The organism is Phytobacter sp. MRY16-398 (assembly GCF_003925915.1).
GTDB classification, from domain to species: Bacteria; Pseudomonadota; Gammaproteobacteria; order Enterobacterales; family Enterobacteriaceae; genus Phytobacter; species Phytobacter diazotrophicus.
The window spans coordinates 1,609,537-1,623,016 of the sequence record NZ_AP018756.1; the positions used below are offsets into that span (position 1 = coordinate 1,609,537).

At 49.9% G+C, this 13,480-nt stretch carries 14 protein-coding genes; 10 read left to right on the top strand and 4 right to left on the bottom strand.

Features of this window, described 5'->3' with window-relative positions:
* Position 1 precedes the first annotated feature (1 nt).
* The 3 genes from MRY16398_RS07775 to manA are packed head-to-tail and all read left to right on the top strand — an operon-like array spanning position 2 to position 4,831.
* Positions 2–2,197 carry a CBM35 domain-containing protein gene (locus MRY16398_RS07775; RefSeq protein WP_125124121.1) on the top strand — a complete coding sequence of 732 codons (2,196 nt, stop codon included), beginning with the start codon at positions 2–4 and terminating at the stop codon, positions 2,195–2,197.
* A 52-nt stretch (positions 2,198–2,249) separates the two neighbouring features.
* Positions 2,250–3,650, top strand: coding sequence for a glycoside hydrolase family 1 protein (locus tag MRY16398_RS07780; protein WP_039079810.1), 1,401 nt, complete (start codon positions 2,250–2,252; stop codon positions 3,648–3,650).
* Between the two features lie 5 nt (positions 3,651–3,655).
* Positions 3,656–4,831: a mannose-6-phosphate isomerase, class I gene (gene manA / locus MRY16398_RS07785; protein WP_125124122.1), complete on the top strand. Its 1,176-nt coding sequence runs from the start codon at positions 3,656–3,658 to the stop codon at positions 4,829–4,831.
* Positions 4,832–4,904: 73 nt separating this feature from the next.
* Here the strand turns inward: manA and MRY16398_RS07790 are convergent, their stop codons facing one another.
* Positions 4,905–6,809 (bottom strand): methyl-accepting chemotaxis protein, encoded by a 1,905-nt coding sequence (locus MRY16398_RS07790; RefSeq protein ID WP_079496216.1) that lies wholly within the window; start codon positions 6,807–6,809, stop codon positions 4,905–4,907.
* 539 nt (positions 6,810–7,348) lie between these two features.
* On the opposite strand from MRY16398_RS07790, the gene MRY16398_RS07795 reads away from it, so the two are divergent.
* Complete coding sequence (locus tag MRY16398_RS07795) at positions 7,349–7,609, top strand: hypothetical protein (protein ID WP_079496217.1); 261 nt, start codon at positions 7,349–7,351, stop codon at positions 7,607–7,609.
* 244 nt (positions 7,610–7,853) lie between these two features.
* Here MRY16398_RS07795 and MRY16398_RS07800 read toward each other — a convergent pair whose 3' ends face one another.
* Together MRY16398_RS07800 and MRY16398_RS30870 are read right to left on the bottom strand one after the other, a co-directional pair.
* Complete coding sequence (locus MRY16398_RS07800; protein ID WP_039079814.1) at positions 7,854–8,120, bottom strand: hypothetical protein; 267 nt, start codon at positions 8,118–8,120, stop codon at positions 7,854–7,856.
* Positions 8,121–8,405: 285 nt separating this feature from the next.
* Complete coding sequence (locus tag MRY16398_RS30870) at positions 8,406–8,627, bottom strand: YnfU family zinc-binding protein (protein ID WP_313790280.1); 222 nt, start codon at positions 8,625–8,627, stop codon at positions 8,406–8,408.
* A 415-nt stretch (positions 8,628–9,042) separates the two neighbouring features.
* Between MRY16398_RS30870 and cspE the strand changes: the two genes are divergently transcribed.
* The 3 genes from cspE to MRY16398_RS07815 are packed head-to-tail and all read left to right on the top strand — an operon-like array spanning position 9,043 to position 9,740.
* Positions 9,043–9,255 (top strand): transcription antiterminator/RNA stability regulator CspE, encoded by a 213-nt coding sequence (gene cspE / locus MRY16398_RS07805; protein WP_039079815.1) that lies wholly within the window; start codon positions 9,043–9,045, stop codon positions 9,253–9,255.
* A gap of 13 nt (positions 9,256–9,268) precedes the next feature.
* A complete protein-coding gene (gene ymcF, locus MRY16398_RS30875) occupies positions 9,269–9,469 on the top strand; it encodes a cold shock small protein YmcF (protein ID WP_072039759.1) in 201 nt (66 codons plus the stop codon).
* 40 nt (positions 9,470–9,509) lie between these two features.
* On the top strand, positions 9,510–9,740 hold the full coding sequence (locus tag MRY16398_RS07815) for a hypothetical protein (RefSeq protein ID WP_039079816.1): 231 nt from the start codon (positions 9,510–9,512) through the stop codon (positions 9,738–9,740).
* A gap of 8 nt (positions 9,741–9,748) precedes the next feature.
* Here the strand turns inward: MRY16398_RS07815 and MRY16398_RS07820 are convergent, their stop codons facing one another.
* The gene (locus tag MRY16398_RS07820) at positions 9,749–10,663 is read right to left on the bottom strand and encodes a LysR substrate-binding domain-containing protein (RefSeq protein ID WP_125125640.1); all 915 of its coding nucleotides are present in this window, start codon (positions 10,661–10,663) and stop codon (positions 9,749–9,751) included.
* Between the two features lie 177 nt (positions 10,664–10,840).
* On the opposite strand from MRY16398_RS07820, the gene MRY16398_RS07825 reads away from it, so the two are divergent.
* The 3 genes from MRY16398_RS07825 (at position 10,841) to MRY16398_RS07835 (ending at position 13,405) form a co-directional block, all read left to right on the top strand.
* Positions 10,841–11,617 (top strand): SDR family NAD(P)-dependent oxidoreductase, encoded by a 777-nt coding sequence (locus MRY16398_RS07825; protein WP_103245384.1) that lies wholly within the window; start codon positions 10,841–10,843, stop codon positions 11,615–11,617.
* Between the two features lie 43 nt (positions 11,618–11,660).
* Positions 11,661–12,143, top strand: coding sequence for an OsmC family protein (locus tag MRY16398_RS07830; protein WP_125124123.1), 483 nt, complete (start codon positions 11,661–11,663; stop codon positions 12,141–12,143).
* Positions 12,144–12,208: 65 nt separating this feature from the next.
* Positions 12,209–13,405, top strand: a complete 1,197-nt coding sequence (locus tag MRY16398_RS07835; RefSeq protein WP_071196177.1) for an MFS transporter — start codon at positions 12,209–12,211, stop codon at positions 13,403–13,405.
* Positions 13,406–13,480 lie beyond the last annotated feature (75 nt).

Sequence of the window (13,480 nt, forward strand, 5' to 3'; positions counted from 1 at the left end):
CATGTCTAAACCTTTACGCAAATGGCTGCTGGTGTCGATGCTTTCGGTGTTGGGAAGCTCAGGGGCCATGGCCGCAGAACAGTCGCATTTCGAAAACTTTATCACCCGTGATGGCGCGCAGTTGAAAGACGGCAACAACGTCTTTCGCTTTGCCGGTATCCACGCGCCGGAGTTGCATCGCATTGAGGATGACGCGCGTGGAGTTTGCAAAGCCGATCCACGCGGTTGGGGGCAGTACTTCAAATGGCCAACCGCAGAAGAACAGGAAAACTGGATCCGCGCGATAGTACAAACCGGCGCCAAAGCGCAGCGTGTCTATGTGCTCTCTGTTCAACAGGAAAACGATGTAGCCTGCGGGCGCGCAACGCATATTCTCGCGCCTGAAACGCCGGATGGCATGCCGCGTCTGAATGAAGTGGCGATGAAAGTTTACGACAACATGATTGCGCAAGCCGATAAACAAGGACTGCGTTTAATCCTGCCCTTTATCGATCACTGGTGGTGGTGGGGCGGCCGTGAACAACTGGCCGCGTTCTATCATGAAAAACCCGAGGATTTTTACCGTACTGACAGTAAAACCTTTAAAGCCTATCTGGACGTTATTCGTCAGGTGATTACTCGTACCAATACGGTAACCGGGCGAGCCTACTTCGATGAAAAAGCAATCATGGCCTGGGAAACGGGCAATGAGCTGGAAGACACCAATGCCGATTTCCTCAAACAAACGGCGGCATGGATCCGTAAATGGGCACCGCATCAGCTCATCGTCGACGGCACCTATAAAAAGATAAATGCGTTTGCCCTGACCGATCCGAATATCGATATCGTCAGCAACCACTACTACACCAATGCCGGGAATAACCACCCCGATCAGGTCAGCAAAGATCTGCAGGCCATCGGCGGTAAAAAAGCCTATCTGGTCGGCGAATTTGGCCTGCTTGGCCACGCGCAGCTCAATGACATTATGCAATCGATTGTGCACAGCGAGGTCAACGGCGCGCAGGCCGTCGGCGGCTTTATCTGGGGCTTTCGCGGCCATCGCCATGACGGCGGTTTTTACTGGCACAAAGAGTACACCGGCCACTACAGCTACCACCTGCCAGGATTCCCGCTAGAAGGTAAAGCGAATCAGGAAATGGAGGTGGTGAATCTGGTGCGCAGGGCCTCAGCGCAGCTTGCTGGTTTAGATAAAGCACCTGCGCTCCCCGTACCGGATGCGCCGCGTCTGCGTGAAACCAATTCACCTTTTGCCATTAACTGGATGGGGGCCGCCGTTGGGCGCAATTACGATGTTGAGCGTGCCGCCTCGGCAACCGGTCCCTGGCAGGTGGTCGGCAAAGATATCTCTGATGGGGTGAACGAGTGGAACCCGGCAACGATGGCCTTGTTCCGCGACGACTTCCGCAACTTACAGTTGGGAAAAACCTATTACTACCGCGTGATAGCCAAAAACGAGAGCGGGGCATCAGCACCATCGAACGTGATCAGCGTGAAACATACTCAGGAGAATAAAGCCCCGACCGTTGCGCTGACCGCTTCCCTGGCGACAACACAGGATAAAGGCGTGGCGCTGAAAGCCACCGCGACAGACGACAATCTGCCTGACCGCAAACTGGCGCTTAGCTGGAGCAATAACGGCAATGACAAGGTGCATCTGTGCGACAGCAGTAAAGCCGACACGCGTGCCTGGTTCTCCGCGCCGGGTACTTATGCCCTGACGTTTACGGCTGACGACGGCCTGCTGAGTACGAGCAAAACCGTCAACGTCACGGTGAAAGAGGCCGTCGGTAAATCACCCGCTGATTACTGTACTTTTGGCGGCGGCGTGCTGGACGTCAGTAAAGGCAAACTGAATGTGGTGAAAGCCAGTGAAAACCAGCTTGCCATTGGCGATGACGGTTTTCTCGGCCCGTTCGCCAGTGAAGGCGATAAGGTTACCTGGCAGGTGGAGGTTCCCTGGGAGGGGCGCTTCGCGTTACACGTGACCTTCAACGGCAAATGGGGCGGTAAAAAGAATTCGTTTGTTGTGAACGAGGAGGCGCCAGTCGAGGTTGAATTCCCGCAGACCGATGAAAAAGGTCAGCAAATGGTTGTGCCTGTGACGCTAAACGCGGGCACAAATACCATTAGTTTCGGCAAGTTCCCGGGCGACTGGGGCTACATGTTTATTAAATCCATTGAAGTGACTGCAGAGTAGTGACATTGGCTGCGTCCGTTGGGCGCAGCCTTTTTTTATCTGAGGAGGCGTTATGACCCGGTATCAATTCCCGGACGGATTTTTCTGGGGTGCAGCAGCATCTGGCCCACAAACCGAAGGTGTAGAAGGGAAAGCCCATCGTTCCATTTGGGACAGTTGGTTTGCTGAACACCCTGAGCGGTTTTATCAGCAAATGGGGCCGCAAAAGGTATGTGAAACCTACACCAAATACAAAGACGATGTGGCGTTAATGAAAGGGTTGAACTTCAACTCTTTTCGCACTTCGATTCAGTGGTCGCGGCTGATTGCCGACTTTGAAACGGGTGAGCCCGATGCCGACGCGGTGCGTTTCTACCATGCATATCTGGACGAGATGATCGCCAACGGCATTGAGCCGATGATCAACCTTTACCACTTTGATATGCCCGAAGTGCTGCAGAAAAAATATGGCGGTTTTGAATCAGCGAAAGTCACCGACCTGTTCGCCCGTTTTGCACAGACCGCGTTCACCCTGTTCGGCCATAAAGTGAAATACTGGATAACCTTCAACGAGCCGATTGTGCCGGTTGAAGGGGGCTATCTGTATGACTTCCACTATCCATGCAAAAAAGATGGCAAGCTGGCGGCGCAGGTGGCATTCAATATTATGCTGGCGCATGCAAAGGCGGTTCAGGTCTATCGACAACTGGCGCTGGACGGCGAGATTGGTGTGGTGTTGAACCTGACGCCGTCCTACACCCGCAATGATTCTGTTGAAGATAAAAAAGCCGCCGCGTATGCTGATTTACTGTTCAACCGCAGTTTTCTTGATCCGCTGGTGAAACATCAGTTCCCGAAAGAGTTATGCGAAATCCTCGTCGCGAATAAGTCCCTGCCGGAGGTGGCGAAAGCCGACGTTGACCTGATTACTTCATCGCATATCGATTTTCTTGGCGTCAATTATTATGTCCCCCGGCGTGTAAAAGCACGGGAGTCCGCCTACACCCTCGATTATTTCACCCCAGAATTTTATTTCGAAAATTATGTGAATCCGCACGGGCGCTTTAACCCATACCGGGATAATAACGAAATTTTGCCGCAGGCGATTTACGACATCGCCGCAAATATCCGCGACAACTACGGCAATATTAAATGGTATCTGGCGGAGATTGGTATTGCCATGGATCTCGAATCTGAGGGACCGGTTCAGGCTGATGGCATGATTGATGACAGTTTCCGTATCGGTCTGATGAAGGAGCATTTAATTCAGCTACATCGGGCTATTGCGGATGGGGCGAACTGTTTTGGTGTTCACCAGTGGACCTTCATTGATAACTGGTCGTGGATTAATTCCTTCAAACGTCGCTATGGCTTTTATCGTCTCGATATTGAAACAGGGGAGCGGCATATAAAGCGCAACGGGGTATGGTTTAAGACGCTTGCCCAAACCAACCAGTTCACTGACGAGGAGTAATCGACGTGAGTCACTGTTTCTATCCACTTGTAAATGTGGTGAAGAATTATCCGTGGGGGAGTCGCTCTGCGCTCAACGCACGTTTTCATATTCCGAATCCTGATGACCAACCGCAGGCAGAATTATGGATGGGCGTGCATCCGGCGGGGATTTCTCAGGTTGTCTGTGAAGACGGCACCTGTTCTTTGACGGAACTGATTGCTACTGATAAGCAGGCCATGCTCGGCAGTAAAATTGCCGGTCAATTCGGTGAGCTACCGTATCTGTTAAAGATCCTTGCCGCCGAAAGTGCGCTGTCGATTCAGGTTCATCCGCAAAAAGCGCAGGCGCAGGCGGTGTTTCAGCGCCAACAACAAAATCCGGATAACCCGCCTGATTACAACGATGATAACCATAAGCCAGAGCTGGTTTATGCGCTGACGCCGTTTATGGCGATGAACGGCTTTCGTAACCCCGCTGACATTGTGGGTAACTTTACGCCACTTAATATTCCGTCACTCAGTGATGCGTTAACACAATTAGTCGTCTCCCCCTGCGCAGAAACACTGCAGGCATTTTTCCTCCTGGTGATGCAGCTACCACAGGATGAAAAACAGCAGGCATTAAAACGGCTTATTGATAATGCCAGGGACTGGTATGACGATAATCTGGCGACGTTTATATTACGCCTGCATCAATATTATCCTGACGATATTGGCCTGTTCGCGCCGCTGTTTCTCAATTGCCTGACATTGCAGCCAGGGGAGGCGATGTTTCTTTCACCCGGTACGTTACATGCGTATGTTCATGGCGTCGCCGTGGAAGTGATGGCCAGCTCCGATAATGTTTTGCGAGCCGGATTAACGCCGAAAAAAATTAATCTGAAGGAGCTTATGGCCTGCACGGTATTTGAACCGGTGTATGCGGCGCAATTACGCATGCGGCCGATAAGTGAAGCAGGAAAACACCATTATCCGATTCCGGTGGAGGATTTTTGCTTTGATGTCTATAGCGATGTGAAAGATGTTGCTATACAGACTACGAGTGCAGAGATTGTTTTAGTGATCGATGGGCAGGCGTTATTGCATCATCCTTGTGGAGAAACGGCGACCCTCAAGGAGGGGCAATCGGTGTTTATTCCAGCAGTGACCGGTGACTGGACGTTGAGTATAACCGGGACGTTATGTCGCGTTTACGGTTAATATAATTAAGCGTTGTTGAGTCCTGAGAGGGCGGCAGACACCCGGATAGACCTGATGTCTGCTTTCCGTTATCTCAGGATACAAAGCGGTCAACAAGCGTGGACATCGATTTCGACTGTGCGTCAAGCATTTGACTGGCAGTTGCCATCTGGGAAACCAGCGCCGCGTTTTGCTGAGTGACCTGCTCCAGTTGATTCAATGCCTGATGCACTTGTGTTACGCCAAGCGATTGTTCATTGGCTGCGCGGGCGATATCACTGACATATTGCTTCATCCGCCCGGTCGTATCCGCCGCCGCTTTCAGTGCCGCCTCGGACGCCGAAACCCGTTGCACCCCTTCGCCAATGTTATCCATGTTCTGATTAACCAACTCCCGAATCAGGCTGGCCTCTCTGGCACAGCGTTGGGAGAGATGACGCACCTCTGCCGCCACAACGGCGAAACCTTTGCCCAGTTCCCCCGCGCGGGCGGCTTCAACTGCGGCGTTTAGCGCCAGTAAGTTGGTTTGAAACGAGATCTCATCGATTGACGCCACAATCTGGAAAATATTGTCGCTGGACGAACGGATAGCCGCCATGCTCTGGCTGGCCTCGTTGGAAACGCGGGTCGCATCCATGACATCATTTGCCATCGACTGGGTCAGTCGCTCCGCCTCGCTGGCGTTATGGGCCGTCTGGGAGATAGCCGTCGATATCTGTTCCATACTGGCGGCGGTTTCAACGATGGATGCAGCCTGCTCATCGGTACGCTGAGCCAAATCCTGGTTACCGTCGGTAATATCACTGCTGGCGTTACTGAGTATCAGCGCACCCGATTTAATTTCCTGCACGATATGCTGAATGTTTTCGATTGCCTGATTGTAGGCGCGATTAAGAGCAGAGAGCTCGTCGCTACCCGGTACATCGAGGCGGCGGGTCAAATCGCCGTCCATCTCATTGATGGTTTTCAGTGTGTTGGTTAGTTGTTGCTGAATACTGCGCACCACTATCATGGCAAAGGCAATAGCAATGAGCAGGGCAATCAGACTGATCGCCAGAAAAGATTGCCAGTCAACACGTGCGTTGTGGGCCAGTGCCGCCGAATGTGCGAGCAGGGCATCCGCCGCCTGGGTTTCTACCTGGCGAAGTATCTCAATGCGTTTGGTCTGGGCAGTAAACCAGTCCGTCGGTTTAACGCCAAATCCGCCTTCCTGCGCTTTATTCAAGGCAATCGTTCTCAGCTCAAGAGCGCGGGTGACTTCGGCCGACGCAAGGGCTTTATCCAGCTCTGCAGCCTGAGCTTCGCTACTAAAGCGGCGGGTGGCGGTCAGCCAGGCTTCTTGTTTACCCACCACATCACTGAGCATACGGAATTGACCGTCGCTAAAGCGATCAACAGAGAAGACATTGGTGAGCAGTGCGCGCTCGATCCCGGCCTGCTCCTTTAAATTCAGCAGGCTATAGAAGGCTGCCAGCTCATTCACCATTGGGCCGGAGGCACTTAACTGACCTATACCACCAACGAAACTCAGCAACCCGGAGATGGTCTGCGTATAGAACTGCGTCGACTTTGACGCCTCTATATTCAGCGCGCTTATCGCATTACGGGTGGCGTCGAGGGACTGAATATTGTCTTTAAACATTTTCAGTGTGGCGGCAATATTGCCCTGTATTAAATTCGTATCCGTCCGGGCTAACGCCTGGTTTAACTTTACCAGTGCGTCGTCAGTTAATTTCCGCTGCACGAGGATTTCATCGCGGAACTGCTGCCCACGCGCACCGATAAAACCGGCGCTCATTCCACGTTCACGTTGCAGTTGATGAACAACGTCCCCCGTGCTGCGGGCAAGCGTTGTTAACTGACCGATAGTGTCCATCTGTCGTTCGGTACCGATGCGGCTGAGCATGCCTGAACCGGCAAACCATATCAGCGCAAGTAGCAGAGGGAATAACGCGATAAATAACTTCATTCTCATAGAAATACGATAAATCCATGACATATCGTTATTTTCCTTATTTGCTGTGTTGTCTTATAAGTGCTATCGGCACATTTCTGGCTAACCTTTACAACTTTATTATTATGAAAAAGTGAATTGTTATTCATAGAAGAAGGCGATGGTAAAGAATGAATGCATAAGAGGCGTCATAGGTTTCAGGTATGTATTCTGCCTGCTCTTCGCTGCATGTGTGTTTTTGACGTTATTAGAACAGCTTTTTTCTCTATGCTTTCGTGCTGGCGGAAAGATGCGGTTTAAGTATTTATTAATTTTTATGCAGTGCTGCTTCAATTGTGAAGGGGGATCCTTTTTTGGTCGACACAGTGAGGCTTACACTCCTTTTGCCTGGTATCTTCACCACCACTATGTTTTGCTTGAGTTAATTTGGCAGCAAATGCGGTATAGTATTCCTTTGCACTTCGTCTCAAAAATCAGAATTTAAGCTTATTCCGAAAATATATTATTCAGTAGTATATAAATAATTTTAACAATCTTATACCGTTACGCTATCCCATACATAATGTATCGTGGAGAGATAAATTATGCGGCTTGATGTGATAACTGATCATACCGAAAGTGTGTTGAATCTTATGATGGACAAGGCCATCCGTGAATGTGACCCCGAGTATGGTCGGGTGGCTGCTACATGGTACACGATGGCAGAGGGGGCGCTGTTCCTCTGGCAGGAACTGGCGGAGTGTTGCACCGACGTTTCGCAAGAAGAGAAAAATAAAATGGCATCCCGCCTTCACAGCATTATCAGTATGAATAGAGTACCTCTTCTCAAAAAAAAGGATGAGTAATACGTTGATTTTCTGAGTAAATGCATCTCTAAAAAACTGTGTCGCCTGATTCTGGTTGGGAAGCCGACCGGGTGGGGTATTATCAGAAGAGTGACGTTACTGCGACAGGATGACGAAATATAATATACGTTCTTTCCTGCGATGCGTTTTTTTGATGCTATGTCAGATTGAATCGAAACCCTACATTACTGCGCCCGGTTAATCTGACCTCACCTGCAAAGCAGGCGAGGTGAATTCCGGGTGATTATTGTTTTGCGGCCTCTGTATTTTTCGCATGTATTTTTTTATTCGCTTCGCCACTTTCATTCAGTGCCTGACTGGCGGCTTTTTCGGCGTGTGCGGCACTATAGGCTGCCAGATGCGAAATGACGATGGCGTAAATACTCATTAGCGAAACCCAGAGTATGCTATTTTTCCACCACAGCAATGTTGGGATTGTCAGCACTGCCCAAATTAACGCCAAAAATAAATGCACTCTGGCCATAAATCGGGCTGTTAGTTTAACTTTCATATTTACTCCTTATTTCCGCACTCTGTATTTTCCATCCTGATAATATTTATAGCATTTGCTGGTTAGCTGTTGCGCTTATTTTGTTACAGTTTGTACGTGAAATAAATTAAGATAATTCCTCTGGAAAGGAGGCGAACAAGTAGATTTGTTATAGAGTTCAGAGCATATAGCTTTGTGGTACCCGTCTGTGTGAAAAAGCCAGACGGGAGGGTTTCGTATGAAATTAATACTTAAGTATTATACGATCTTCTGACCCGTGATGTATTTCCGGGAAAAACACCGGACTTAAGCAAAGGCTGTTTTGTCTTGATTATAAAGTTTACTGCAATGAGGGCACATCAATGACAAGCCTTTCTGGACTCGTGTAAAGCTATGTTCTGACTGTTTGGTGCAGTGAGGGCAGGTGCATTTGACGAGATAGTTGCGATTATTTTTTGAATCTTTGCGTTGTGGCATAGGGTCTTTCCTGATAAATGGGCTGTAACCATACACTATCCCTGCGCGCATTGCCCATACTCATTTTTTCGCTCCCATTTAAGCAGGGATATTATCCATGCTGGTCAGGGCGCTTTGTTAAAAAGGTCATCGCCGGGCCTGGCCTGTTTTGTAGCAGTTCTTTACGTTAAAAGGCATGATTAGTCCCTGCATCAGAAACGCGTCGCTGGCGATTTCAACATTAAACGAATGCTTGCGAACGTAACGGGGGTGAATGGACCAGGAAAATAAAACTTGCATAATAGGATATGACATGCCTTAATGAGTTGTCGGTTTGATACACAGACCAGTCCAAAGCATTCCATTTTTAGCCCTCATTTTAAGTATCCTTAGATATCTCTTTTTGAGTCTTCATTGAAAGTTATGCGATTATTCTGTAATCGGACCCTGCATGCCGAAAGGCTTACATTTATATAGGTAAAAAATTATGTCTTCAAAAACGACAGGTAACGTAAAGTGGTTCAACCCTGAAAAAGGTTTTGGTTTTATCACTCCAAAAGATGGTAGCAAAGATGTATTCGTGCATTTTTCTGCTATTCAAAGCAATGAATTTAAAACGCTTGAAGAAAATCAAGAGGTTGAATTCTCAGTCGAAAACGGTCCGAAAGGCCCTTCCGCTGTTAATGTAGTAGTACTTTAAGGACACTTTCACTATTTCTAATATTCATCTTCGTTGTCCAAAATGTCACGGCTCGCAATATCGTGTTTCGCATTTTGATGTAACAGAAACTAATCCATATGGCGCAAAATGTATTTTTTGCAAAACCGTAATGGTAACCAATGAACGTTACAATTTAGCGACAATGCATCCTGTGCCATTTGTCAGAAATATCACAGCAACGCATATCGCATAGATATTTCGCCTGCCTCACGTAATCAATTAAGGACCGACTTATGACATCAAAAGTTTTGGTTTTTTTCAACTCTCAGCCAGTCAAAGCTGTTGACAGAAATGCCAGCGATAAGACCGTTGATTGTGAATACCCTAACGGCGAGAAAGCGACCCTAAATATTATGCACGCAGGCGTTCACTCACTCACCGGTGATCATCTGGAGATTCGTGTCGCTACTGACCGACAGCTTTCATCGGATGACATTATGACCGCGGCCCAGAAATTTATCTAAACGGGTTATCACGGGGTTTCAGAAATAACATCCTCAAGAAGCCAGTCGTGAAACACTTTGACTTCCTTGCGCACAACTTTCTGTTGTGGCGTCACCAGGTAATAAGACCATTTTAATGGCCAGCGATATTCGGAATGCAGTTGCACAAGCTGGTTGGTAGCAATCAGTTGCTTTACCAGCGCATAACGAACGATGGCTATTCCCCGGCCGCTCAGTGCAGACAAAATGACGGCTGAGGTGGAGTTAATGTGCAGTCCACTTTCGCGTGCTTCGGGTGCACCTACTGTTCTGAGAACATTTTCCCACGTTGGAAAATTGGCCCCCGGGTGCGGCGTGTCATCGTAAATCAATTTTTGTGTGGCGAGCCACTCACCGCAACTGATTTTTACCGGTGGTACAAGCCGGGGGCTACAGACCAGCACGGCTTCTTCATCCATCAGCCAGGTTTTGTTAACGCCCTGCCAGTCTCCTTGTCCGCAGCGAATCCCGATATCCGCTTCGCCGTGGGAGACATCCATTATTTTCTCGGTTACGTTCAGACGCAGGTCGATATTCTCATGGGTTTCGGAAAACCGATTCAGACGCTCCATTAGCCAGTTCATCATCAGTACCTGAGAAGCGGTGATCACCACAACGGACCGAGCCCGTCGACCGCGCAGCTTATTAAGACCCGTTTCGAGTTTATCCAGCCCTTCTGTAATGTCCTCAAGCGCGTCCTGCGCTTCTTCAACCAGCGTCAGACGTTCTTTGCCCGAACGCGTTCGGTGAAGAAGCGGATGACCCACCCAGTCTTCCAGTGCGCGGACAAGCTGACCTACCGCTGCCGGAGTCACTCCCAGTTCCTGCGCTGCACCAGTAAAACTGGCATGACGGGCCGTTGCTTCAAAAGCATGCAACCATTTCAATCGATTAAGCGAACGCATTCCTGCAACCTGATTTTCATTGATGTCCATCAGTATATGTCACCGGGATAGATTTTCTTTCTCGTATCGCAATTTCTTCTCATTCGTCCGCCTTATGCAGCCATGGCATTCTTTTTTCACACGATGAGTATAAAACCAGCTCATTTTAATAATTCAACGAATCTCAATAGGTTAGCGATGAACACATCTTTTGTCGGTAAAAAGCTGTTGGTAGTGGGTGGTACGAGCGGAATGGGGTTTGAAACGGCAAGACTCGTCCTGAAAAAGGGGGGAAGCGTTGTGCTGGTGGGCAACCGTCAGGATAAAGCGGAACAGGCGCGCCAGACGCTGGCTGTTGACGGACAGGTTTCTGTTATCGTTGCGGATCTCATGACAGAAAAGGGCATGCAAAACGTTATAGACGCTATTAATACCGAACATAAAGACATCAGCCTGCTGGTGAATGCGGCGGGTGTGTTCTTCCCGAAAGCCTTTACTGAACACGAAACGTCGGATTACGACATGTATATGAGTATTAACCGCGCCATCTTCTTTATTACCCGCGATGTGGTACGCAACATGATTGAAGCTGGCATGAAAGGGGCTATTGTCAATGTCGGCTCTATGTGGGCGCAGCAGGCCATCGGCGCAACGCCATCTTCGGCATATTCAATGGCAAAGGCGGGCCTGCACGCGTTAACCAAAAACATGGCTATTGAGCTTGGTGGTAGAGGCATTCGGGTTAACGCGGTCTCTCCGGCCGTGGTGCACACGCCAATTTATGAAGGTTTTATTCCGAAAGACGATGTAAAAGAGGTGATGAACAGCTTCGACAGCTTCCATCCTATTGGACGTGTGGGGACACCTGTGGATATTGCTGAAACCGTTGTATTCCTGCTGTCAGAGAAGACTGAATGGGTGACCGGTGCCATCTGGGATATCGATGGTGGCGTCATGGCGGGCCGTAACACCTGATGACTATGCCGTGCGGGTAAAAGCGCTCGGCGCAGGAGAGAAAATGGAAAGCGACGTTGCGAAGTATGACATCGTGACAACATGGCGAGGCGGCATGGCGAGCCAGACATGCTGCCACTCCTGCATTGTCGGGGAGATCCTGCAGCCTTCACACGGACAGGTGATCCATGCGGATGAGCCAGAACCGCTGGGTGGTAAAGGACGGGCAGCAAATCCTCAGGAACTGCTGCTGGCGGCATTCAATGCCTGCATGACTGCCGCATTTGTGCATGAGGCCAGTCGGGATAATATCTGCCTGACTTCGCTCGAAATCCAGACGTGGGGCGAACTCAGTACGGGGATTCCGGTTTCCTGTAAGCCATCCACCCGGAATGTGCCCGGACGGATCCAGTACATCATTCATGTAAGTGGCGCCGGGAATATCAGCCAATATGAGCATCTGCATCGCCGGGTAATAACACTTTCCCCTAACCGCTGGCTGTTGTCACAGAACATGACGATTGAAGGTAATTTAGTCGTGACCTGAATGGCTAACGATAATAGAACTATGTTGCTCATTGCGACGCACAAAAAATCAGGAACATTTATCCGATGACCGAAGAACGTACGCTGTCTGTCGCTGAGCAGAATAATAATATTACCCGCCTGGCATTGGCCCAGGCATTAGCCGGGGCTAACTCAGTGGTCTTCTATGCCACCGGGGCGATTGTGGGAAATGCCATCGCGCCGAGTAGCTCGCTGGCGACGCTGCCTATCACCATGTTTGTGCTGGGCATGGCGGCCTGCATTCTCCCATTGGGAGCGCTTGCGCGAAACTATGGGCGTAAAACGGCTTTTATGACCGGAACCGGGACGGGGGTCATTACGGGACTTACGGCTGCGCTCGCGGTGGTGCTGGGCTCATTTCTGCTGTTCTGTATCGCGGCCTTTCTTGGCGGCGCTTATGCGGCCGTTGCGCTAAGTTTCCGCTTTGCTGCAACGGATGGCGTCACCCCAGAGCGTCGTGCACGCGCATTGTCGTTGGTGATGGGCGGCGGCGTGGCGGCGGGCGTGATCGGCCCCATGCTGGTAACTGGCACCATGCATCTCTGGCCGCCTCACACGTTTGCGATGACCTTTATCGCGCAATCGCTTGTGGCTGCTTTCTCCGCACTGGTGCTGAAAGGGGTAAAATCCGTAGAACCAATGATTGTGGCGAAAGCCGCAGGGCGACCACTGGCTGAAATTGTGCGCCAGCCTGGCTTTATTAACACGGTATTTAGCGGTGCAGTCACCTATATGGTGATGAATTTCCTGATGACAGCGGCCCCGCTTTCAATGCATATGCATGGCCTGTCGCAGGAGGCCTCTAATCTTGGGATCCAATGGCATGTTATTGCGATGTACGGGCCGGGTTTCTTTACAGGCAAACTCATCGGTCGCTTTGGCGCTATGCGTATTGCGGCGGTCGGGCTACTGATTACTGCCGGATCCGTGGTGGCCGGGTTAAGCGGAACCGACATCTTCCATTACTGGTTATCACTCATTTTACTGGGTATTGGCTGGAATTTTGGTTTTATCGGCGCGTCAGCAAAAATCATTGATTATCATCGTCCGGAGGAAAAGACGCAGGTGCAGTCGCTCAATGATTTTGTGGTGTTTGGTGTGATGATCGTGGGCTCATTTTCATCGGGGGCACTGCTCAATCTTTTTGGCTGGAACGCGGTATTGTGGGGATCGCTTGTCCCGGTAGGCATTGCGTTTCTCTCCATTATTAAAAACAGCGTGACGGTGAAAGTGCAGGGTTAATCGCTGTTAAGCCGGGCTTTCACGCGCCATTTTACATATGGCTTTGCAAGGTGTAAGCCCGCTTTGGTTTGAGCG